We start from the raw sequence: 24,005 nt of genomic DNA, 5'->3' as shown, positions 1-24,005 counted from the left end.
TGAGTCTGGATAAATTTCATGCAAAAGGGTGCGTATTCACGGCCTGACTCAGCGTCGGGCCGTGAATACACACTTATTAAATTCATTTTTTTTCAAAAAAATTCCATTTGTGGCAATAATATCCTAAAAGGGCCGTTTTTTCACATATCATAACAAAAGAATACACCCAAAGCAACCGTGAGGCGCTTAAGTTCGAAAAATGCTCTGCAAAAATTTGATTTGCATTATCTTAAAAAAGGTATTACTTTTGTAAAAACGAAAATATTAGAGCTACTAACGTAGTCTCAAAATATAACTGGGGTTTAGTTTTATTTCCGAAAAGTGTGGGGCCGTTGGCTTCCACGCTTTTCTTTTTTTAATACCCGCCCTTCAATCTCTCTCAATCTCTCTCAATCTTTAGCCTTTAATCTTTAGTCTTTTACCTTTTTAGCCCTATCTTTCGACCAAAATAATTGCCCATGCAAATACGCCCTTTTTCGGCCATCTTTCCCAATCGGGATTTCATTTCTTCCGCCGATTCTTTTTTTGCCACGGTAAGAGAGCAGTACCCCGAGTACGTGCAAAGTGGTTTTTTCGAGGACAAAAAACCTTCCGCTATGTATGTTTACCAGATCGAAACGGAACGCCATCCTTTTATCGGGCTGACCTGTTGCGTGGAAGTGGATGATTACCTGGAGGGAAAGATCAAAAAACACGAAGAAACCATTGCCTCCAAAGAGCAGATGCAGGTGCAGCTTTTGCTGCGCAGGAATGCAGCAGTAAAGCCAGTATTGCTCATTTATAAAAATGTCGAAACCCTGGATCAGTGGTTGAAAACTTATATTACCGATAAATCCCCCGAATTTGAAATCCACTTTGAAGATGCCAAAGAGACCCATTGTTATTGGGCGATCAGGGAACCACAGGATATTTCTTTTTTGCAGGATCTTTTCCTGGAGAAAATCCCCAACTCCTATGTCGCCGATGGTCATCACAGGATTTCGGCCACCACTTTACTCCACCAACGGGCGCAACATCATTCAAGGCTTACTCCCCACAACAAGATTCTGTGTTCTTTTTTCCCGGTGAGTGAACTGGAGGTGTACGATTACAACCGGGTGATTCACAGCCTCGAAAACATCAGTATGGCCACTTTTATGGCTTTGATCTCAAAAGTGTTTGATATCGAACCCATGAAGCAGGAGGCCAAGCCTTCCGAAAAGCACGAACTGACGATGTACCTGCGACAGGAATGGTTTCGGTTGCGCTGGAGACCTCATGTGCTGGAGGAATATGAAAAGCAAGGCGTAATCCTGGATACCATGCTGCTGAATGAAAAGGTGCTAACGGATATCCTGGAAATGAAAGACGTTCGCACGGATGAACGCATCGAATACATCGAAGGGCCTCGCGGCATCCGGTCGATCACCAAGCGGGTGAACCGGGATGAACATTCGGTGGGCTTTTGCCTTTACCCGCTCACCCTGGAAGAATTGATGCATATAGCTGATGAAGATAAGGTGCTGCCTCCAAAATCTACCTGGTTCGAGCCAAGGATGAGAAACGGCCTGATCGTCAAGGAATATTGAGGAAATGTGAAATTTAAAATGATAAATTTAAAATTTAAAAGATCAAACTTCAACTTCATATTTGATTCAATAAAAATATGGCCGTTTTTTTTATTGATGGTAATGACGTTTTTTCATTGTGGAAGAGTACCTCAGGAAAAGGAAGAAACGGTATTGGATAAGCAACTGCCCGAATACTATTTAGTCGTTTTAGGCACCGCCCAGGATGCCGGCTACCCCCAGGCAGGATGTGAAAAAGAATGTTGTAAAGCCTATTGGCAAGGTAAGGAAGCCGTCCGTTACACCAGTTGCCTGGGCATTGTAGATAAAGGATCGGGAAAGGCCTGGGTGTTCGATGCCACGCCGGATTTTAAATTCCAGATGCAGGAGCTGCTCCAAAACGGGGAAGAACTCGCCGGCATATTCCTGACCCACGCCCATATCGGCCACTACACGGGGTTGATGCACCTGGGAAGAGAAGTGATGGGAGCCAATGCCGTACCCGTTTATGCTATGCCCAAAATGACAGACTTCCTTACCCACAATGGCCCCTGGAGCCAGCTGGTGGAATTGAGTAATATCAGCCTGCAACCACTAAAAGCGGATTCCACCATTGTTTTGAATAAAAACTTCAAGGTAACCCCTTTCCTTGTCCCGCACCGGGATGAATTTTCGGAGACGGTGGGTTATACCATAGAAGGCCCCGGCAAAAGGGTATTGTTCATTCCCGACATCAATAAATGGGACGTCTGGCACAATGATATTGTAGAAGAAATCAAAAAGGTCGACCTGGCCTTTCTCGATGCTACTTTTTACCAAAACGGCGAAATCCCCGGCCGCGATATGAGCGAGATCCCGCATCCGTTTATGGAAGAAAGCATGGCGCGTTTTGAAGTCCTTTCTGAAACGGAACGCGCCAAAGTCCATTTTATTCATTTCAATCATACCAACCCGGTTATGAGGAATACTCGGGAGAAAGAAAGGGTTCTTGAAAAAGGATTTAAGGTTGCGGAGGATTTTATGGTGGTTGATCTCAATTGAGTCAGATCGGACTGTTCTTCAATCAATATATTGATATAGATCTTGCAGCGTTTCCCAATTTACAAAATGGGAATATTGCTTTTTTATGCTTGCTTATTTCTAAGTTGCTTACCTGATTTTGGTAGTTTGAAGTGTATTAAACCAGTAATCCTGTTTTATTTTTCCTAAAAATTAAAAAAAGAAAAAAAAATTAGAAAAAAGTTCATGTACGTGTACATGAAACAACCGGAACGAATGTTTTGTTTAAGTAATTTTTAAAAAAATTAAACAAAACAAAAACTACTGCGTTTTACTTTCATCTTTATTAAACATAAAAAACCTTTTAAGAAATGCAGAATTTAAAATTTTTATTTTCCGGACTTTTAATACTCAGCTTGTTTACATTCACCTCATGTGATGATACTGATGATCCAACTCCAACTCCTGAACCAAAAGACATCGTAGAAACAGCTATGGCGACTGATGATCTGAGCATGTTAGTTGATGCTGTTGTGCAGGCGGGCTTAGTGGAAACTTTGCAAGGTGATGGCCCCTTTACGGTATTTGCACCAACCAATGCCGCGTTTCAGGCTTTATTGGATTCAAATCCTGCCTGGAATTCACTGAGTGATATTGATAATGCAACCCTGGCAAACATCTTGAAATTTCATGTTATCGCAGCTGATGTGAAATCTACAGACCTCACTGATTCCTATGTAACGACATTGGCCGCAGGACCCAATGACGAGCAGGTTGTTTTGCAGGTTGATGTTACCGGTGGCGTAAAATTCAACGGTTCAGCAACACCTGCAACAGTTGATGTTGCAACCACCAATGGTACAGTACATATTATCAATGAAGTTATGTTGCCACCGTCAGTAGTAAACCTTGCTTTAAATAATCCTGCGTTTTCAACCCTTGTAGCGGCACTGACGAGAAGTGATCTGACTACGGATTATGTATCCATTTTGTCAGGTAATGGTCCGTTTACCGTATTTGCACCAACCAACGAGGCATTCCAGGCATTACTGGACTCTAACCCGGATTGGAATGGTCTGGATGATATTCCGGTGACTACTTTAGAAGCTGTATTGAACTACCATGTTGTAAGTGGCGCTAACGTACAATCTAAAGATTTGACGAATCAGCAGGAAGTGACTGCCTTAGGGGGTACATTTACAATTGACCTTACTGATGGCCCAAAAATTAAAACCACAAGTAACCAAACTGTAGGTATTACCTTTACCGATGTACAGGGTGCGAATGGCGTGGTACATGTTATTGATGCTATTCTTTTGCCATAACAAAGAAGACAAATTAACTAGAAATAGGTTTTTCATAATAAGTAGTGAATCCCGAATTTTCCGTCAGGTAAGATTCGGGATTTTTTTATGCGCAATAATTTTACCATTTCATCCACTTTAATCCTGCCAATCCGATATTAAAACAAACCTGCCTATCGGAGTTTTTTTATTGTTGAATTTTTGAAAAAATATTATAGTAATTTTTTAATTTTGTTGAAACCTTTTTTTGTCTTTTTCGTAAAATATCAGTGTTTTGGTTGGGGGTAATTAAAATTAACAGAAGGTTATTTTATTTATTCTGTTCTTCAATTTTTTTTTCATTTAAACTTATTGCTTTTTTATTAACGTTCACAAAAACCTCTTTTCGGTGGGGATAGAAATTTTGTTCGTTTTTTTAGGGGATGATTATCATCAAAACAGGTTGTCTTCAGTACCGTTCATGCCCCGATAAGGATATTTTAATTCACTGAGGATTAAAAAGATCTTCTCCGATGCCCCTGTTTATGGTTTAACTTCAAAAGTTATAACACTACGATTACGATCGTGAAAAAATAAGTAAAATCAACAATTGCACCTTTAAAATCTTTTAACCATGAAAAAAGGAATACTAATTATTGTCTTATTTATTACCTGGACCATAAATCTGGTGGCCCAAAGCGTGCCACAAGGCATGAATTACCAGGCGGTAGCGCGGGATGTAAACGGAAAGGTATTGTCCAACGAGGCGATACATTTAAAGATCAGCCTGTTGGCGGATGGTCCATCCGGAAAAACGATGTACAGTGAGATACATGAAGTGGTGACCAGCCAGTTGGGGTTATTTACGGTAATCATCGGCGAAGGCATGGCCGGCTTAGGTGATTTTGCGGAAATTTCCTGGGGCAGCAGTGAAGTGTGGATGGATATTGCCCTGAAAACAGGGGAGGATTATACTTCGATAGCGACGACGCGACTGTTATCCGTTCCGTATGCTTTCCATGCCGGCACGGCAGGAGCCTTGCTGGGAGGCAATGGAACGGAAAAAGCCGCGGGCCCGTATTGGAAGACCAACGGTAATGATGGTGTTTTTGACCAATACCAGTTCCTGGGCACGACAGATGCCAGAGCCCTGGTTTTCAAAACAAATAACCAGGAGCGGATGCGCTTGTTGCCCGGAGGAGATTTATGGATGAGCAAAAACAATATCAAAAATCTGAAGGATCCGGTGGATCTGCAGGATGCAGTGACGAAAAGTTATGTTGATGCTCATGTTGAAGCAGATGATGACCTGGATCCAACCAATGAGATCGAATTGCCCGCAGGAGGAACAGATGGCCAGGTATTGTCGACCAATGGGTTGGGCGTATACAGTTGGGTGGAACCTGATTCAGGACCTGAAGGACCACAAGGTCCGCAAGGTTCACAGGGTCCGCAAGGTCCGCAAGGCCCACAAGGCCCGCAGGGTCCACAGGGTTTAACAGGAGCCACAGGAGCCACCGGAGCCACAGGAATTGTTTCCTTTGCCAGAAGTAGTATGGAGGGAAATGCTGTCACTGCCTCCTATGCATTTATTGGGCCAACGGTTAGCGTGACGATAACTGCTGGCCAAAAAATAATGTTGGTGGCGAATAAAGGCCTTGGTTCTGCGGCCGTAGGAGGTGCAGAGGATTTGAAAATTTATGTCGGGTACCAAATGACAGCGCCTGCATTAGGTAGTTTACAATTAAGTGGTGCTGGAATTTGGGGCATAAGGTGTGCACAATACACCCGACAGATTGTTAACGTTAATGATATCCTGAGCGGATTGAGCCCGGGGACCTATACCGTCGGAATGGTTGGCAGTTCCTCCGATTATGCAGACTGGAATTCCAATGATTATGGCTATATTTCTGTAATAATTTTCAATTAGACAGCATAAATTCCAATAAAAAAATTGTTGGTTGCTGGTTACTTGATGCTGGTTACTGGTTTTTCGAGGTGACCTCTTAGCGCGGGGCAAAGTGCGGCAGGAAAAAGGTGTCGTCTCGTTGCTCGGAACCGAATTTTTTTTTTACTTTCGTGCAACCTTTCTTAAAAACCCGCGTAAAATCAAAAGTTGAAAACTACTAAAGCCTGCCTGTGATAAAACCAGGTATTCTTCTCTTTTATATTTTTATTTTTTCTCTCACTGTTTGGTGGCTATAAAAAAGCATTGCCAAAAGAGACAAACAACGCTGTACTAAAAGCATAAACCAGCAATGGTTTAACAGGTTTGTCAGGCGCCTGAGTTCCGTTCTGACTTTTTTATTTTTTAAAATATTTATCAACTACAAAACTCATAAGCATGAGAAAAGTATTCCTCTGCCTAATAGGCATGGGACTGGTAACGATAGCCAGTGCCCAAGAACAAAGTCCAACGGTGATGGCCGCCGCTGGCGGCAGTACAGCGAAAGGAGCAGCGATGACGCTGGACTGGACACTGGGCGAACTATCGGTAAGCAGCCTTGAAACACCGAACGGTTTGCTTACCGAAGGATTTCACCAACCGATGTTAAGGGTGGAAACCATCCTGGAATCACCTGTAAAACAAGGAGGTAAAGACCTTGAAATGACCCTTGCGCCGAATCCTGTGTCTTCGAGTCTTTCGATCCGCATCCATTCGGAATGGGAAGGCGAAGGCGAACTAGCCTTGTGGGATGCCCGGGGCCAGCGTCTGCAAAGAGCTACTGTGGATCTTTCTTTAGCACAGCTGGAATGGGACCTGGGCGGTTACGCCTCCGGAATTTACAGTGTTACGCTGCGGGATGCCAAAGGGCTACTGCTGCGCTCGTATAAAATAAGTAAAATTGACTAAATCACTTTAAACAAAAAATACAAAAAAATGAAAAAAGGACTTTTATTAATCGTACTGTTTTTAGGCATCACGCTGGGCCTTTTGGCCCAAAGCGTGCCACAAGGCATGAACTACCAGGCAGTAGCGCGGGATGTAAACGGAAAGGTATTGTCCAACGAGGCGATCCAATTAAAGATCAGCCTGTTGGCGGATGGTCCATCCGGAAAAACGATGTACAGTGAGATCCATGAAGTGGTGACCAGCCAGCTGGGGTTATTTAATGTGATCATCGGTGAAGGTATGGCCGGCTTGGGGGATTTTACTGAAATATCCTGGGGTAGCCATGAAGTGTGGATGGATATGGCGCTGGAAACAGATGATGAATACATCTCGATAGCGACAACGCGCCTGTTATCCGTACCCTACGCTTTCCACGCCGGCACGGCAGGGGAGTTGACTGGCGGTAATGGCACTGAAAAAGCAGCAGGCCCTTATTGGAAAACCAATGGCAATGATGGTGTTCTGGACAAATACCAGTTCCTGGGTACCACCGATGCCAAAGCATTGGTTTTCAGAACCAACAACCAGGAGCGCATGCGCTTACTGCCAGGCGGTGATCTTCAGATGAGCGGGAACAATATCAAAAACCTCGCGGATCCTGTGGATATGCAGGATGCTGTGACCAAAGGATATTTGAATGCCTCAACCGCTGCCTTTGCCGCGCATCTCCTGGCAGATAACGACCTTGATCCGACCAACGAAATCGAATTGCCAGCAGGAGGCTCTAATGGCCAGGTATTATCGACGAATGGCCTGGGTAATTATGCCTGGGTAGAACCTGATACCGGACCACAGGGACCACAGGGACCACAGGGACCACAGGGACCACAGGGCGTACCCGGCCCACAAGGCGCCACAGGACCTGCCGGACCAATAGGTGCTACAGGACCTGCCGGGCCAATAGGCCCCCAAGGCGCAACGGGAGCTACTGGGGCCACCGGAGCGACAGGTCCCCAAGGCCCGGCAGGAACTGATGGTGCTGATGGTGCATCAGGCCCCCAAGGCGCAACCGGAGCTACTGGGGCTACCGGAGCGACAGGTCCCCAAGGCCCGGCAGGAACTGATGGTGCTGATGGTGCACCAGGCCCCCAAGGCGCAACCGGAGCTACTGGGGCTACCGGAGCGACAGGTCCCCAAGGCCCGGCAGGAAATGATGGTGCACCAGGCCCTCCGGGAGCCGATGGCACCACGCTGCCTTCCGGCGGCACCAACGGACAGGTGCTTTCTACGGATGGCAACGGAACCTACAGCTGGGTAGATAATGGATCGGGGAGTAGTACCTGCAATTTAGCCATAGGGGATACCTATGCAGGAGGGATTATTTTTTACCTGGACGGAAGTGGCTGCCATGGCCTGGTGGCAAAGGCTGCGGATGAACCGGGATATTATCAATGGGCAACCTCATATAGCGATACTTATGCTTATGCGGCTGGAATCTATGGAGGTGCACAAAATACTAAAAAGATAATTTATAGAATGGGGACAGGAAATGCTTCTGCAGCTGAGCAGTGTGCAGGACTAAGTGACGGGGGATTTACAGATTGGTATTTACCTTCCAAGGATGAGTTGGATATGATGTATGTAAATCTTCATTTGAATGCGCTTGGTGGTTTTGCTGGCGGCTACTACTGGAGTTCTACGGAGGGCGGCAACTACGGCAACGCGTGGTTACAGAGCTTCGCCAGTGGCAGTCAGGGCAACATCCTTAAGGACAGCGCCACTCGTGTTCGGGCAGTCAGGGCTTTTTAACTATTTAACTATTTACCGCGAAGCGGTCGAATTTTTGCGACAAATGAGTGCAAAGCAAAACGCATTTTAGGTTTGCCAAATGAAGCAAAAATCACGTAGTATTTTATTTTGAAATATGGCCTTATATTATGACTTACCGGTATTCAAGGAAGTGTATCAAGCCATATAGATCGAAAAAAAATAATCGTAAACAAAAATTAAAAACAATGAAAAAAGGACTTTTATTAATCGTACTGTTTTTAGGCATCACGCTGGGCCTTGTGGCCCAAAGCGTGCCCCAAGGCATGAATTACCAGGCAGTGGCCCGGGATGTAAACGGCAAGGTATTAGCTAACGAGGTGATCCATTTAAAGATCAGCCTGTTGGCAGATGGCCCTGTGGGCAAAACGATGTACAGTGAAATCCATGAAGTGGTGACCAGCCAGTTGGGGTTATTTAATGTGATCATCGGCGAAGGCATGGCCGGCTTGGGGGATTTTACTGAAATATCCTGGGGTAGCCATGAAGTGTGGATGGATATGGCGCTGGAAACAGATGATGAATACATCTCGATAGCGACAACGCGCCTGTTATCCGTACCCTACGCTTTCCACGCCGGCACGGCAGGGGAGTTGACTGGCGGTAATGGCACTGAAAAAGCAGCAGGCCCTTATTGGAAAACCAATGGCAATGATGGTGTTCTGGACAAATACCAGTTCCTGGGTACCACCGATGCCAAAGCATTGGTTTTCAGAACCAACAACCATGAGCGCATGCGCTTACTGCCAGGCGGTGATCTTCAGATGAGCGGGAACAATATCAAAAACCTCGCGGATCCTGTGGATATGCAGGATGCTGTGACCAAAGGATATTTGAATGCCTCAACCGCTGCCTTTGCCGCGCATCTCCTGGCAGATAACGACCTTGATCCGACCAACGAGATCGAATTGCCAGCAGGAGGCTCTAATGGCCAGGTATTATCGACGAATGGCCTGGGTAATTATGCCTGGGTAGAACCTGATACCGGACCACAGGGACCACAGGGACCACAGGGCGTACCCGGCCCACAAGGCGCCACAGGACCTGCCGGACCAATAGGTGCTACAGGTGCTACAGGACCTGCCGGGCCAATAGGCCCACAAGGCGCCACAGGACCAATAGGTGCCACAGGCGCCACAGGACCTGCCGGACCAATAGGTGCCACAGGCGCCACAGGACCAATAGGTGCCACAGGCGCCACAGGACCTGCCGGGCCAATAGGCCCACAAGGCGCCACAGGACCTGCCGGACCAATAGGTGCCACAGGACCCCAAGGACCTGCCGGACCAATAGGCCCACAAGGCGCGACAGGCCCACAAGGTCCGGCAGGAACCGATGGTGCAGACGGCGCGACAGGCCCACAAGGAACATTCCCAGATGGAACACAAGCCGGAGAGATGAACTATTGGAACGGAAGTAGTTGGGTAAGTGTAGCACCGGGCAGCCAGGGCCAGACGCTAACCTTCTGCGATGGGGTACCTACGTGGGGCCCATGTCCTTTAGCTATAGGAGATTCTTATGCGGGAGGTATCATATTTTATTTAGATGGGAGTGGGCAGCATGGTCTGGTGGCAGCGCCGGTTGATCAGTCTTATAATGGAGATTTTACGAGGCCATGGGGTTGTAATGGAACGCTAATAGGAGGCACGAGTACAGCAGTGGGTACAGGTCAGTCAAATACGACTTTAATCGTAAATGGGGCTTGCAGCTCTGCCGGTGACGCCGCCCGGATCTGTGCTGATTATTCGGTAACGGTAGGGGGAATAGTATATGATGATTGGTTTTTGCCCTCAAAGAATGAGCTGAATTTAATGTATGTTAATCTACACCAAAATGCGCTTGGTGGTTTTGATAGCAACTACTACTGGAGTTCTACGGAGGACGGCGGCTTCTACGCTTGGGTACAGTACTTCCCCAATGGCAGTCAGGGCAGCGGCAATAAGAACAACGACTTCGGTCGTGTTCGAGCAGTCAGGGCTTTTTAACTACCTGCCTGCCGTGGCAATCAGGCAGGTTTATCTATCCCGACGATTCGTCGGGACAGGTTTAACTATTTTATTACCGCGAAATCGACGAAGGAGATTCATGAGACGCAGTCGAACTAAAGCGGTCGAATTTTTGCGACAAAAGAGAGCAGAGCGAATTTTGTTTTCGCTCTGCCGAATGGAGCAAAAATCACATAGTAATTTTGTTTTTGCTATGGCTTTATATTATGATTTGCCGGTATTTCAGGAAGTGTATCAAGCCATATAGATCGAAATAAAATAGTCGTAAAAAAGCTCTTCCGGTTGATCCGGGGGAGCTTTTTCGAGTTTTATGCTTTTTTATTGCTGACTTTTGTATACCCAGTGAAGCCTGAATTTAGTTAGTGTTCAAAAGTGATCTACCAATCCACCGTTTTTTCATTTCCAGCCACTTCGACTGCTTTGCCAGAGGTGACATCTTTGTGCGGCGCAAAGTGGGCAGCAAAAGGTGTCGTCTCGGCGGGAAATGAACCCGGAATCCGCATTGAGATGACACCTTTTGCTTTCTCTCAAGCCCTGCGCGAAGATGTCTCCTCATGAAATCCAGTGAACAGTCTCCGAGTTTATACCCCTTTCCGCACCACCAGCGTACTCATACACCTTTCATCATTCACATTGACCGTTTTGAAAGGCTCCACAAAAGACAAGGGGTGGAATGTCATGATCGCTGCCAGCATTTCCCTGGTGAGCAGGTACCGGATGGAACCGTCGGGAATGTTGTACACGCCGTTTTCTATTTCCTGCACCCGGTTTTCGATACCAATGTCGGAAGTCATGCGGATAAAGAGGGTGCCGCCGGGTTTTAAGACGCGGATCATTTCTGCAAACATTTGCCGGAAGGCTGTATGGCTCTTCGCAAAATGAAGGACCGCACTGCAGATGATATGATCAAAGGTTTCGGAATCAAATTCCAGGGATATCAGGTCGCCGACTTTGAGTTTGTTGGCATCTATGGAAATATCCAGGGAGTTAGCAGTTTGTACCAGGGAGGCCAGCGCCTCTCCTTTGGCATCTACGCCGTACACATCATAACCGTTTTTCAATAACCAAAACAGGTTGCGCCCGCCGCCACAGCCGGCATCGAGGATTTTTTCTCCGGGCAGGTAACGACCCTTCATGATCTGGTCGAGCAGGTAGATGTCGATGTTTTGTAGTTCGTGGTTTAATTCGGAAATGTTCATTTTCTGGTTTCTAGTTTTAAGTTTCTCGTTACTGGTTATTTTTTTAACTTATGCGAATCAAGGGTTGAATATTTTGATTTCTGAATCAACATATTCAACCCACTTTCGGGGTTGATTTCATTATTTGACAACCCCATAGCTTCGCCCTGGGTTATTAAAATTAATGTCTTTCAGACATTTTAGCTATCCTGAAAGGATAAAATATTGATAACTGCGGGTGTAACCCGTAGAAATTAAAAAAAATATCGCTAGAACCCCGAAAGTGGGTTCAACCCTTGATTCGCATAACTTTATATTTATTATTCATAGTTATCTCTCGCAGAATCAGGAGAACAGCGCAGAAATAAAAGGAGGCCTAAAAAAATATAGGTGAAATTTCCGGCCAGAGACACGGAAACCTGTGCCGCACATGAAATGTCGGTATGTCATTTCATTCTATCTGCGCAATCTGCCTGAAATAAAAAAGACAGGGTAGAGCATTATTTTAAAACAGTTTTCTTGCTCGTTTTTGAAAGTTGGTTGGCTCCGTGTGAAAATGTTACCTGGAAAACCAGTAACCAGCAACTAGCCTTCAACAAACAAAATATTCTCCTCCTCCAGCAGCGGCATCAAGTTATACCTCAAATAAAGTTGCACCGTAGCCAGCACATCTTTTTCACAATAGGTGGCGATTCGTTTCAGGTCTTTTTCTTCCCAATACACGCGGCCCACTTCACTGCCGTCGATATCGTCCTTTGGAGAAGGGAAGCCGAAAACGGCAGCCAGTAATTTCAGGGATGTATAATTTTTATAATCCCCAAATTTCCAGAATTCAAGGGTGTCGATCAGGTGTTTGGTTTCCCACGGTTTTTTGCCGGCAATATCCATCATGGCGGGCAAGGGCAGTTGATTGATGAGCAGGCGCCGGCAAATGTAGGGGATGTCGAATTCGCGGATGTTGTGGCCGCAGAGGTTGTGTTTCATGGGGTTGTTGTAATGCTGGTTGAGCAATTCACAAAAATCTTTCAACACTTTGCTTTCGTCGTCATCGGCAAAAGATTTGAGGCGAACGGCCAGTTTTTTATTGTCCTTGTCGCGGTAAACGAGCCCTACCGAGATGCAGATGATTTTTCCGAATTCGGCAAAGATGCCGGCCCTCTCATTGTAGGCATCGGCGGCTTCTTCATCGGTGACTTCTTCGTCATATTTGCGCAAAACGCTGCGGGCTTTGAGTTTCCACAATCCTTTAAAAGTTTCATCCAACTCCGCATGAGTGGCCTTCCCTGATACAGTTTCTACATCCAGAAAGAGAATGCTGCCTATGTTTGTCATCTGTTTATTTTTTGGAAAAATACAAAATAAATTTCTATAATGAAAATCATAACACCAGATTGAGATTAACAATTCCATTGATGGAAAATAATCATCACTTTTTCATTAGCCAGTATTATTTTTATTTAAACGCAATGCACGCAATGGGGGCTTTGCGTGCATTGTACCTTCCTTGCGTGCCTTGCGGTTAAAAAACAAAACATCAATAATTCAACACCGGCGCCATCCAGCGTTCGGCCTCTTCCAAAGTCATACCTTTCCGGGCAGCATAATCCGCTACCTGGTCTTTACCGATTTTCCCCAGCCCAAAATATTTGGATTCAGGGTGGGAGAAATACCAACCGCTTACCGAAGCCGCAGGATACATGGCAAAACTTTCCGTGAGCTTAATACCGGTCCGGTTTTCAACGTCCAGTAATTGCCAGAGGAGTTCTTTTTCGGTATGTTCCGGGCAGGCAGGATATCCGGGAGCCGGACGAATACCCTGGTATTTTTCTTTGATCAACGCATCATTATCCAGGGATTCATTTGCCGCATACCCCCAATATTCTTTCCTGATGCGTTCATGTAGCCTTTCGGCTAATGATTCGGCCAATCGGTCGGCCAGGGCTTTCAGCAGGATGGCGTGATAGTCATCGTGATCTTCCTCGAAGCGTTTGATATGTTTTTCGATCCCAATACCAGCCGTGACGGCAAAGGCGCCGATATAGTCCTGTTTGCCGGAAGAAGCGGGCGCGATAAAATCACTCAGGCAGAAATTGGGCAGGCCGGGTGCCTTTTTCAATTGCTGGCGCAAATGTTGTGCGGTAAGCAGTTTACTGGTCCGGCTTTCATCACTGTAAATGTCGATACTATCGGGTTCATTCTGATTGGCCGGGAACAAGCCGAATACCGCTTTGGCCTTAAGCCATTTTTCGTCGATGATCCTTCTTAGCATACTCCTGGCATCGTTATACAGCTTTTGTGCTTCCACGCCGACGATATTGTCCTGGAGTATTGCCGGGAATTTTCCGGCCAGTTGCCAGGTAGTGAAAAAAGGAGTCCAGTCAATGTATTGTACGAGTTCTTCAATGGAATAATCCTCAAAAACATGGATGCCCGGTTGGGAAGGCACTGGCGGGGTGTAATTTCCCCAGTCGATTGTCACGCCATTGGCCCTGGCCTTTGCAAGCGGCAGGTAAACTTTATTGGCTTTCCGGTTGGTATGGTTGTTGCGGATTCGTTGATATTCTTCATCAATGGAGGCCACAAAGGCTGTTTTATTGTCATCATTGCTCAATAAGGAATTCAAAACCCCCACACTCCGGGAAGCATCCAATACATAAATGGCCGGCCCCGAATAATTGGGGGCAATTTTTACCGCTGTATGTGTTTTAGAGGTAGTGGCTCCTCCTATGACGAGGGGAATGGTCAGTTTCTGACGTTCCATTTCTGAAGCGACATTCACCATTTCTTCCAGGGATGGCGTGATCAGGCCACTCAAACCTATGATATCCACGTTTTCCTCAATGGCTTTTTTGATGATCTTGTCTGTGGGCACCATGACACCCATGTCGATGATCTCGTAATTGTTGCAACCCAAAACGACGCCAACGATATTTTTGCCGATATCATGAACATCCCCTTTGACGGTGGCCATGAGAACTTTGCCCCGTGTCCGTGCTCCCGAAGATTTTTTGGAAGCTTCAATATACGGCGTCAGGTAGGCTACCGATCGTTTCATCACCCGGGCGCTTTTCACCACCTGGGGTAAAAACATTTTTCCTGAACCAAAAAGGTCTCCCACGATATTCATCCCGTCCATCAGCGGCCCTTCGATCACACTCAAAGGTTCTTCAAATTGCTGGCGGGCTTCTTCAGTATCTTCCTCAATAAAATCGGTGATGCCTTTGACCAGTGCATGGGAAAGTCGTTCCGCTACACTGCCTTCCCGCCAGGAGAGATCTTTTTGCAATTGTTTACCACCAGCTCCTTTGGTCGCTTCGGCCAGTTTGACCAAATTTTCGGTAGCATCGGGCCTTCTGTTGAAAAGTACATCTTCCACCCCGGTGAGCAGCTCCTGCGGGATATTGGCATAAATTTCCATCATGCCTGCGTTGACGATGCCCATGTCCATTCCGGCCTGTATGGCGTGGTAGAGGAAGGCGGAGTGCATGGCTTCCCGAATGGGGTCGTTTCCGCGGAAGCTGAAGCTGATGTTACTGACCCCACCGCTCACCTTGGCCCCCGGACACAGTTTTTTGATTTGCCGGGTGGCTTCTATGAAGTTGATGGCGTATTCGTTATGTTCTTCAATTCCTGTGGCGATGGCAAAAATATTGGGATCGAAAATAATGTCCTGGGGTTTGAAGCCTATTTGTTGGGTCAGTATTTTATAGGCACGCACGCAAATGTCCACCTTTCTTTCGATGGTATCGGCTTGTCCTTGTTCGTCAAAAGCCATGACGATCGCCGCAGCCCCATAACGCCTTACCAGTTTGGCCTGACGGATGAACTCGGCTTCCCCTTCTTTCATGGAAATGGAGTTGACGATACATTTGCCCTGTACGCATTTCAAACCCGCTTCGATGACGCTCCATTTGGAGGAATCGATCATGATCGGCAATTTGGCAATTTCAGGTTCTGACATCACCAGGTTGAGAAAGTTTTTCATGGCCTCTTCGGAGTCCAGCATGGCTTCGTCCATGTTGACATCGATAATTTGGGCACCGCCTTCCACCTGCTGCTGGGCCACACTTAATGCCTCTGCATAATTATCCGAAAGAATGAGCCGTGCAAATTTCTTGGAACCGGTCACATTGGTACGTTCTCCAATGTTAACAAAATTGGTGTCGGGACGAAAGACGAGGGGTTCCAGCCCGCTAAGGGTAGTGTATTGAGGGATTTCCGGGATCTCTCGGGGGGATAAACCCTTCACGCCTTCTGCCATGGCGCGAATATGATCAGGGGTAGTGCCGCAGCATCCGCCAATGATATTCACAAAACCGCTTCCGGCAAAATCGCGGATGTAACCTTCCATGATTTCCGGGGTTTGATCGTATTCACCAAATTCGTTGGGCAGGCCCGCGTTGGGGTAGGCGCTCAAATAACAATTGGCGATTTTAGATAAGGTGGCGATGTACGGTCGCATTTCTTTCGCCCCCAGGGCACAATTCAGCCCTACACTCAATAACTCAATATGGGAAATGGAAGCCCAGAAAGCCTCCACGGTTTGTCCGGATAAGGTCCGGCCGCTGGCATCGGTAATGGTACCCGAGACCATGATAGGAAGTTTAATCCCCCTATCCTCAAAAAGCTGGTCGATGGCAAACAAGGCCGCTTTGGCATTGAGGGTATCAAAAATAGTTTCCACCAATAAAAGGTCTGCGCCTCCATCCACCAGGCCTCGTGCTTGTTCGTAATAGGCTTCCTTCAGTTGGTCGAAGCCTACCACCCGGTATCCGGGATCATTTACATCAGGAGAAAGAGAGGCTGTTACATTGGTCGGGCCCATTGCCCCGGCAACGAATCTTGGTTTATCGGGGGTGAGGGCTGTATAGGCTTCGGCTGCTTTTTTGGCGATTTTGGCCGAGGCGTAATTGATATCGTAAGCTGCCGCCTGCATTTGATAATCAGCCTGGGCAATGCGGGTGGCTCCGAAAGTATTGGTCTCGATGATATCTGAACCTGCTTCGAGGTAAGCCCTGTGAATGGCCTCAATGATTTGAGGTTGGGTGATGGATAAAATATCATTATTGCCCCGAAGGTCTTTTGGGGCATCCGCAAACCTATCGCCGCGAAAGTCTTCTTCGGACAGTTTGTATTGCTGGATCATAGTACCCATCGCCCCGTCAAGAACAAGTATTCTTTCCTTGAGTATATCGTCGATATTATTAGTCATACTGAATTTGGTAGTGATTTTTAAAGCCTCTCGATCCGAAAGATGAAGCTGTTGAATTGTAAACGATTTTGAAACCGGATGATGTGTTTTTGTGGTGATAATTTTTCACCGTGCAAAATTAATGATTAGGTAACCAAATACAGGGAAGATTGGTTTTAAATTATGGTGAAAAAAAACTTTTCTTCCGGTTTATAACCTTATTAAAAATTTAATGCCTTATCGGGAAATGAGGCTGAAGATTATTTTGGATTACATCATAAAAAGGTTATTTTTGCATCCGACAAGCGGTTCTCGTTTGTTTTGAGAGGCTATCTTCAAAAACTGCATACAATCGTTACCCGGATCCAACGAAGAGAACCAGGTAATCATTCCAGACAATAAAACAAAAATCGATTAATAAGGTGGCATTTACCCGAAACAAAATTTGTTTATTTCCGTAAACATAAATCGTTACCATTATTCATTTTTAAGTCATAATCTCTGAACTATTACTAATTGACAACCATGAAAAGAATTTTACTTTGGGCAATAATAGGGTTCGTTGCCTTTGGATGCTCTAAAGACCGCCTGACTGATCCGCTTGATATTGAATTGAATGACGCTTTAAGACGCCTGTCTCCTACGGGCGATGCCGATTATTTCGTACTTCCCGAAAGTGATGATTTTGCCGCAATAAGAGCAGGGGCGGATAATCCTCTTACCGCTGAAAAAGTGGCTCTTGGAAAAATGTTTTTTTATGAAACGGCTCTTGCCGGGGATGCTAAACACGAATCTTCCCGTTACACATATTCCTGTTCTTCCTGCCACATGCCCTCCACCGGATTTATGCCGGGCAGAAAACAGGGAATTGCAGATGGCGGATGGGGAATGGGGAATGACCGCGGTATCAATGAGGATTATGATGAATCTGAACTGGATACGCAGGCTGGTCGTGCACTGAGTCTGCTGAATGTCAGTTATGTCACCAATACCACCTGGACGGGCAAGTTCGGGGCAAATTTCACCAATGCAGGAACCGAAGCCGTATGGGATATTTATGACGATACAAAAATCAATCATACCGGACTGGACGGCATTGAAGCCCAGCTCATAGAAGGGCAGATACTTCATCGTATGAAAGTCGATGAATATGTACTCGATGAATTGGGGTATCGCGCCATGTACGATGCCGCTTTTCCAGATTATCCGGTGGAAGAACGTTATTCTGCCAAAACAACAGCCTTCGCTTTGGCGGCCTACCTCCGTACGTTGTTGAGTAACCGGGCTCCTTACCAGCAATGGCTCAAGGGCGAGAGAGACGCTATGAACGATATGCAAAAAGAAGGCGCTCTGTTGTTCTATGGTAAGGCAGGGTGCTTCCGTTGCCATAAAGGTGCTTCTTTGAGCTCGAATGAATATCATGCTGTGGGAGTGAAAGATATGTATGATTCCAACGGGTATAATACCAGTGTGGATGACCTGCGAAATTTCGGAAGAGGAGGATTTACCCAGAATGAAAATGACCTTTTCAAATTCAAGGTGCCTTCTATTTACAACATGAAAGATTCTCCGTACTATTTCCATGGTAGCAGCAAACACACCTTGTGGGGAGTAGTGGAATATTTTAATGATGCGGTTCCTGAAAACGAAAGGGTGAATAAAAATATTTCTCCGTTTTTTAAGCCGCTCAATCTGTCCACTGTTGAAATACAGCAATTGGTGGCGTTCCTGTCCGATGGTTTGCACGACCCGGACCTTAACAGATATGTGCCCCAATCGGTGCTTTCAGGGAACTGTTTCCCGAACAACGACCCGCTTTCTAAAGAAGTAATGGGGTGTGAATAAAAAAAGGCCCGGTTGAACCTTTCAACCGGGCCTTTTTTAAAGGTGAGATTTATTTATAGCTCAGGAATTTCAAAAACCTTGGTCAAATCAATCACCAATTCAGGAAAAACACCTCCGGAGATCATTTCCTCCGCACCGTAAATTTTTCTGAGCAGGTATTTATCGTTCGTCAGATCAAAAACAGTAATCGTCTGATCATTCGGTTGAACGATCCAGTATTCCAATACACCGGATTGTTCGTAGAGGTCGAATTTTTCATTGAGGTCCTTTTTTCTTGTGGCCGGAGATAAAATTTCCACGATGAGATCAGGAGCACCGATACAACCTCTGTCGTCGAGTTTTTCCTTATCGCAAATGATGCAAATATCGGGTTGAACCACAGAAAAAACCTTCTCGTCACCGCTAGACTTTTTCGGGTCAGGCAGTCTCACATCAAAAGGAGCATGGTAAACATCGCAACTTTTTCCTTGAAAAAAATTGTAGAAATTTCCGCTTATTGCAAAGGAAATCTTCTGATGTAACCTGGATGGAGCCGGGCTCATCCGGAATAATTTTCCATTAATGAGCTCGACCAATTCATCAAATTGCCATTTTAAGTAATCGGCATACGAATACTTTTTTTGAGGATTGAGTTGATCGATACTGGTAATAATCATGCGTAGCACTTTTTACAAAAATACTTCATTCTGATCTATACACCAAATTTTGATTTCTCTCCATCCTGCCTTTTTATAAAAATGCTATTCCACTAACGCCACTTTATAAATCACGGATTTGTTTTTATCCAAATGCACCTTCAATAAGAATAGCCCCTTAGCTTCTGTTACCTTGATCAAAAAGTTGTTGGAAATTGTATTTTGGGTCATTTCAAAGGGTACTGATTTTCCATTGAGTGTGAACAATTCTATGTTGGTAATATCGAATTGGGTACTTTCCACAACAAAAGAATCCTGAGCCGGATTGGGAAAAATATTGATGGAATTTCTCAATCCCGGGTCATCTGCAGAAGTGAGTGAACTGACAATGGCCGTTTCACTTACTACTGTCGGCGTTTTATCGGCGTCTTCATAAAAGGATTTGAAAGTATCAATTTCGTCGGAAGAATGGCTGAACATTTCGTTGAGCCATTTGGAAGAAACGGTCTGGTAATATACCCTGGCCACCACTGCGAGGTCACCCGATTCGCCATTCAAGGGAATGTGGAAATGGACCTTATCTTTCCCGGTGCCTTGCTCCGTGCCGTTTTTATTAAAGTCGGGATCTGCAAATGCATGGCCCTTAATCTGTACGGTGTCATAACCAAAATGGGTAGTGTTAAATCCAACAGGGGGAAGGCGGTTATCTTTAATTTGGGTGTTTGCTCTTTCCAAAACAGTAGTCACATTACCGGCCACATCGCCCATAACCATTTCATAGATCTGTACCTGTTCTTCGTTGTTGATCATATTATAGTGGGGCTCGTAAGTTTCATTTTCATGCAGCAACTGGAATGCATCATCCATTTGGCCACTATGAAAAAGGGTATCGTTTGCTTCATTGATCACCATGAGACTGACAAAAGCCCTGCGACTGGGATAACCCGACGGAAATTTGTGCCCCGCTTTATTCATCAGGCTCAGTTCAAGGAAGAGCGTATCTGCTGTTCTTTCCGTTTGGGTCAGCTGGGCATCCAGTGTTTTTTGCTGCAGCATGGCCAGGGTTCGGGTGATGGTATTATCAAATTGCGCCCCGGTAGCCGTGACTCCGATAGCTTCAGCATTATTTTTGAGGAGGTTGAGCATAAAAACGTTCGCTCCCGCCAGTTCGTGTTTGCCAAAAGGGGAACGCTCCGTGTCCAGCCATGGCGGACGGCTGGAAATAACCACCCCGTCGTCTGTTTGAGGAATGTGGCAAGTCTGGCAGGATACCCCCATTGATGGATAGGAGGAGTTTTGCCATTCGTGGAAGATGGCCTGTTCTACGAAAGTACCTCCGGTAAAATTGCCCTCAAGATCCACGGTGTTGGTAATGAGGGTATGGCAGGAGGCGCATAATTTCGCATTGTGGATCTGGCTGCCATAAGTTGGGGTATAGTTTGTGTGTTCTACCATGGGCATGGCAAATAATTCAAAACTGTAGGGTCCCCACATTAGCCGGTCTTCCCCGGTGAGGAAATTGCCGGAGAAATTGCCCATGGACTCCTGGGGAATCTGGTGACAGACGGTACAGGTAACCCCGTCGAGCGCAATGGGGTCATTTTCCATTTCTTGCAGCGTATATCCCATTTGCCCCAGGAAATGGGCATTTTTATTGCCGGCAGGAGCGTGGCATTTGGTACAAGTACTTTCGATGATTTCCTGGTTTTGGGGAACAGCCAGGATTTCATGGCTGACTTTTGCCCTCCAGAAGGGATCTTTTGCGGAATTCGCCATCATCGTCGAACGCCAGTCGTCTGCTATGCTTACATTTTCGCCGGTATTGGAGGTTATATCCTGGTGGCAAAAGGCACATTCTCCAGACCCGGCAAAAAGATCATTGAACCCGTTTGGCAATTCCGTGCTCAGGAAATTTTCCGGATGGTAATTGATTTCTTTTACTATGGTATCTTCGCTGACATACCCGTAAAACAGGAAAGTAAAAGGGAGCAAAAAGCTTAGGGAGAAGAATAATTTATTTTGCATAAAATTGATTTTTATTTGTTTTTTCTACAAAAATATACAAAATACATGAAGATGTTTTCATGTATTAAAATTTGGCATAAAAAAACCTGTAATGCTTTACGTATTACAGGTTTTTAAGCACTAAAATAAATAGAGTATTGACGGAATTTAAAATTACTGTTCTGAGGTATTTGTTGTATCAACAGTATCCCTGGTGATTATTCCGGAACCTTCCGACAAAGGAATGAAAACCTTAGGATAAATGGCTCCTGCCTCTAAATTTGCTCCCAGGTAAATCTCATCCTTGCTGAATTTTTCAATAGGGTGAGGAACTGCCTTTGTGGTAGAAAAAGTAATGACCAGGTAATCTCCTTCAGGAGAAAAAACCCAGGTGCCTTGTGAGGGCGAACTTCCATTGGCCAGATCCAGCCAGATTGTATTGTCTTTGGTAAATTCAAAAGTACCAAACTGAACTCTTTGAATGGCTTTGGAAACGATTTCATATTGTCCGGGAGGAATTTTTGACTTTACTTCGTCAAGTCCTTTTTGAACCTGGTCAACGTCATATCTCCATTTTTGTGAGGTCAGAATGTCAGTCATTTCCTCGATGGTAAGCCCGGCTGGGTTTTGATTTGTGGCTTGTTTGCAGGAGGATAAGGTAATCGCAGCAAACACAAACAAGATTAATAGTTTACGCATTATTTTTAGGTTTTTATTGTCAGAATTATTATTTATACTATTCAACTATTGTTTATCGGCAGAAGTAAAAATCCGATCCCAGTTGATGCCGTTACGAATGCTTCCTTCTTTGGTGGAAAACCAGATGAATAACGGTTTGCCGACTATATGGTCTTCCGGTACGAATCCCCAGAAACGTGAATCTTCTGAATTGTGGCGATTATCTCCCATCATCCAGTAATAATTCATTTTAAAAGTGTATTCATCTGTTTCTACCCCGTTGATAAATATCTTTCCGTCTTTGATCTTCAGATCGTTTTTTTCATATACCGAAATGACCCTGCTGTACAGCGCTATATTTTCCGGCGATATTTTAACGGTAGCACCGGCTTTGGGAATATAAACCGGGCCGTAATTATCAATGTTCCACCCCGGGAAATGGACCGGATCATGTGGGAATAATTTAGAGGAATTGTCTATTTTTGAAAAATCTCTGGGCCTGATGGTGATGCCGCTGTCCATCGCCTGTACCTTTTCTTTCTGAACATCAGAAAGGAACATGAGCCAGGTGTTGGGGTAAGGTGTTTTGTACACATCCTGGGAAGAAATGCCCCAGTCCGAAAAGTTCCGTGTATTAAGGTTGCCGTTGGAAGAAGTCACTTCGTAAGAAAACTGGATGAATTCAGGGTTTTTCGCAGGACTACCGTTAATGTAAACCTGCCGGTCAATGATCTGAAGGCTGTCACCGGAAATTCCAATACACCGCTTCACATAATGGTCCTTTTTATCCATCGGTCGGATGGTAAGGGGTTTTTTTCCACTCTTGATCGCTGCAAGGTGTTGTCTGTATCCGCTATCTTCCACGGCGCCTCTTCGGTAATCATTTATACTCCAGGTGCGCTCCGGGAAAATATACACGCTGTCACCTTCCGGGAAATTAAAAACTACCGGATCATTTCTGTCAATAGGTTCCAGGGCGGGCAGCCTCTTGTAATTCAGTTGTGGTTTTTTTAAGTAAGATTCCCGGTTGATTCCCGGAATGCGGTTGTGCAAAAGCGGGATCATGGCAACGGTTTCAGGCATTCTTACCCCATAGTGTACCTTACTGACAAACAAGAAGTCCCCAACGAGTAATGAGCCTTCCATAGAAGGGGTCGGAATCACATAGGCCTCAATGAGAAACATCCTGATGAAAGCTGCTGCAAATACGGCAAAAAAGATCGCTTCTGTCCATTCACGGGGAGCTGATTTTTTATAGGGACTGTTGGCGATGAGTTTTTTTAACAACCTTGAATTCTCTGATTTTTGTGCTTCCGCAATTTCCTGTGCATAAGCTTTTTCTTTGTCCAGCGTAGGGCCGTCATAAGCTTCCTTTTTGTCGAATCCCAACCAGAAAAAAATAGAGGGGGGCAGGATCACTGCCAGGGCACTGTGCCAAAGTTTATATTTTTTAAAGGAACGCACCATATCGACACACATTCCGGCCAATATGAAAATGTTTACGATCGGGATTAATAACAATAATGCCCACCATGAAGGCCGGCCAATGAGTTTACACCATTCCACGAAATTGAGTCCGGGAATCAGTGCTTTCCATCCTTCCACACCCGCTTTTTCAAAAATTTTGTAAAGGCTGATGCTTAAAACAATGTATAAAATGAGTAAAAAAGTCATGATAGATTTTTTTTGCGCTGCAAAGATAAATTAAAAGTTGAATTTTTTTACCGATACCAAATCATTGGTTGGGTTTGTGGAGGGAGAAACATTTTTTTAATTTCCCCAAAGGTCCTGTTTGGTTCAGTTCCCCGAAAATACGTGGAGTCCACTAATTTTAATGCCTTTTGACTGTTATAAAAAAGTTAATGAAGACCAGCCACTCCTTTTTATCTACGAAAAGCACTTTTGGTCAACTTTTATCAGGGAATATCAAGCCTTCTAAGGCCATTTGGTGCAAGAGGAAAGCTGGTCCTTAAAATCAC

At 45.3% G+C, this 24,005-nt stretch carries 15 protein-coding genes; 8 read left to right on the top strand and 7 right to left on the bottom strand.

Going from position 1 to position 24,005, the window contains the following annotated elements:
- The first annotated feature begins 458 nt into the window (after positions 1-458).
- From H6571_20755 to H6571_20725, 7 genes are all read left to right on the top strand, one after another.
- The gene (locus H6571_20755) at positions 459-1,568 is read left to right on the top strand and encodes a DUF1015 domain-containing protein (protein MCB9326183.1); all 1,110 of its coding nucleotides are present in this window, start codon (positions 459-461) and stop codon (positions 1,566-1,568) included.
- Positions 1,569-1,664: 96 nt separating this feature from the next.
- Positions 1,665-2,588, top strand: a complete 924-nt coding sequence (locus tag H6571_20750; GenBank protein MCB9326182.1) for a pyrroloquinoline quinone biosynthesis protein PqqB — start codon at positions 1,665-1,667, stop codon at positions 2,586-2,588.
- Between the two features lie 329 nt (positions 2,589-2,917).
- Positions 2,918-3,871, top strand: coding sequence for a fasciclin domain-containing protein (locus H6571_20745; protein MCB9326181.1), 954 nt, complete (start codon positions 2,918-2,920; stop codon positions 3,869-3,871).
- A 592-nt stretch (positions 3,872-4,463) separates the two neighbouring features.
- On the top strand, positions 4,464-5,759 hold the full coding sequence (locus H6571_20740) for a hypothetical protein (GenBank protein ID MCB9326180.1): 1,296 nt from the start codon (positions 4,464-4,466) through the stop codon (positions 5,757-5,759).
- Between the two features lie 414 nt (positions 5,760-6,173).
- Positions 6,174-6,683: a hypothetical protein gene (locus H6571_20735; GenBank protein ID MCB9326179.1), complete on the top strand. Its 510-nt coding sequence runs from the start codon at positions 6,174-6,176 to the stop codon at positions 6,681-6,683.
- A 27-nt stretch (positions 6,684-6,710) separates the two neighbouring features.
- Positions 6,711-8,471 (top strand): DUF1566 domain-containing protein, encoded by a 1,761-nt coding sequence (locus H6571_20730; GenBank protein ID MCB9326178.1) that lies wholly within the window; start codon positions 6,711-6,713, stop codon positions 8,469-8,471.
- A 458-nt stretch (positions 8,472-8,929) separates the two neighbouring features.
- Positions 8,930-10,474, top strand: a complete 1,545-nt coding sequence (locus H6571_20725) for a hypothetical protein (GenBank protein ID MCB9326177.1) — start codon at positions 8,930-8,932, stop codon at positions 10,472-10,474.
- 602 nt (positions 10,475-11,076) lie between these two features.
- Here H6571_20725 and H6571_20720 read toward each other — a convergent pair.
- The 3 genes from H6571_20720 to metH form a co-directional block, all read right to left on the bottom strand.
- Entirely contained in the window at positions 11,077-11,694 is a 618-nt protein-coding gene (locus H6571_20720) for a class I SAM-dependent methyltransferase (protein MCB9326176.1), read from the bottom strand.
- A gap of 564 nt (positions 11,695-12,258) precedes the next feature.
- Positions 12,259-13,005: a 3'-5' exonuclease gene (locus H6571_20715; GenBank protein MCB9326175.1), complete on the bottom strand. Its 747-nt coding sequence runs from the start codon at positions 13,003-13,005 to the stop codon at positions 12,259-12,261.
- 202 nt (positions 13,006-13,207) lie between these two features.
- Positions 13,208-16,885, bottom strand: coding sequence for a methionine synthase (gene metH / locus H6571_20710; protein MCB9326174.1), 3,678 nt, complete (start codon positions 16,883-16,885; stop codon positions 13,208-13,210).
- A 504-nt stretch (positions 16,886-17,389) separates the two neighbouring features.
- On the opposite strand from metH, the gene H6571_20705 reads away from it, so the two are divergent.
- Entirely contained in the window at positions 17,390-18,709 is a 1,320-nt protein-coding gene (locus H6571_20705; GenBank protein ID MCB9326173.1) for a hypothetical protein, read from the top strand.
- A 53-nt stretch (positions 18,710-18,762) separates the two neighbouring features.
- Here the strand turns inward: H6571_20705 and H6571_20700 are convergent, their stop codons facing one another.
- The 4 genes from H6571_20700 to H6571_20685 form a co-directional block, all read right to left on the bottom strand.
- A complete protein-coding gene (locus H6571_20700) occupies positions 18,763-19,362 on the bottom strand; it encodes a Uma2 family endonuclease (protein MCB9326172.1) in 600 nt (199 codons plus the stop codon).
- A gap of 87 nt (positions 19,363-19,449) precedes the next feature.
- The gene (locus H6571_20695) at positions 19,450-21,369 is read right to left on the bottom strand and encodes a T9SS type A sorting domain-containing protein (protein ID MCB9326171.1); all 1,920 of its coding nucleotides are present in this window, start codon (positions 21,367-21,369) and stop codon (positions 19,450-19,452) included.
- Positions 21,370-21,522: 153 nt separating this feature from the next.
- Positions 21,523-22,047: a hypothetical protein gene (locus H6571_20690; GenBank protein MCB9326170.1), complete on the bottom strand. Its 525-nt coding sequence runs from the start codon at positions 22,045-22,047 to the stop codon at positions 21,523-21,525.
- 45 nt (positions 22,048-22,092) lie between these two features.
- A complete protein-coding gene (locus tag H6571_20685) occupies positions 22,093-23,703 on the bottom strand; it encodes a S26 family signal peptidase (protein ID MCB9326169.1) in 1,611 nt (536 codons plus the stop codon).
- Positions 23,704-24,005 lie beyond the last annotated feature (302 nt).

The sequence above is a fragment of the Lewinellaceae bacterium genome (genome assembly GCA_020636105.1).
Classification (GTDB): Bacteria; Bacteroidota; Bacteroidia; order Chitinophagales; family Saprospiraceae; genus BCD1.
The sequence above is the reverse complement of the archived record's forward strand: the minus strand, read 5'-3'. Positions and strand labels throughout refer to the sequence as shown.

Excerpts from the sequence above, each read along its gene's own strand:
- H6571_20720 (MCB9326176.1), bottom strand. The coding sequence starts at position 11,694 with ATGAACATTTCCGAATTAAACCACGAACTACAAAACATCGACATCTAC.
- H6571_20730 (MCB9326178.1), top strand. The coding sequence starts at position 6,711 with ATGAAAAAAGGACTTTTATTAATCGTACTGTTTTTAGGCATCACGCTG.
- H6571_20745 (MCB9326181.1), top strand. The coding sequence starts at position 2,918 with ATGCAGAATTTAAAATTTTTATTTTCCGGACTTTTAATACTCAGCTTG.
- H6571_20695 (MCB9326171.1), bottom strand. The coding sequence starts at position 21,369 with ATGCAAAATAAATTATTCTTCTCCCTAAGCTTTTTGCTCCCTTTTACT.
- H6571_20755 (MCB9326183.1), top strand. The coding sequence starts at position 459 with ATGCAAATACGCCCTTTTTCGGCCATCTTTCCCAATCGGGATTTCATT.
- H6571_20705 (MCB9326173.1), top strand. The coding sequence starts at position 17,390 with ATGAAAAGAATTTTACTTTGGGCAATAATAGGGTTCGTTGCCTTTGGA.
- H6571_20740 (MCB9326180.1), top strand. The coding sequence starts at position 4,464 with ATGAAAAAAGGAATACTAATTATTGTCTTATTTATTACCTGGACCATA.
- H6571_20715 (MCB9326175.1), bottom strand. The coding sequence starts at position 13,005 with ATGACAAACATAGGCAGCATTCTCTTTCTGGATGTAGAAACTGTATCA.
- H6571_20750 (MCB9326182.1), top strand. The coding sequence starts at position 1,665 with ATGGTAATGACGTTTTTTCATTGTGGAAGAGTACCTCAGGAAAAGGAA.
- H6571_20690 (MCB9326170.1), bottom strand. The coding sequence starts at position 22,047 with ATGCGTAAACTATTAATCTTGTTTGTGTTTGCTGCGATTACCTTATCC.
- H6571_20735 (MCB9326179.1), top strand. The coding sequence starts at position 6,174 with ATGAGAAAAGTATTCCTCTGCCTAATAGGCATGGGACTGGTAACGATA.
- H6571_20725 (MCB9326177.1), top strand. The coding sequence starts at position 8,930 with ATGGCCGGCTTGGGGGATTTTACTGAAATATCCTGGGGTAGCCATGAA.
- metH (MCB9326174.1), bottom strand. The coding sequence starts at position 16,885 with ATGACTAATAATATCGACGATATACTCAAGGAAAGAATACTTGTTCTT.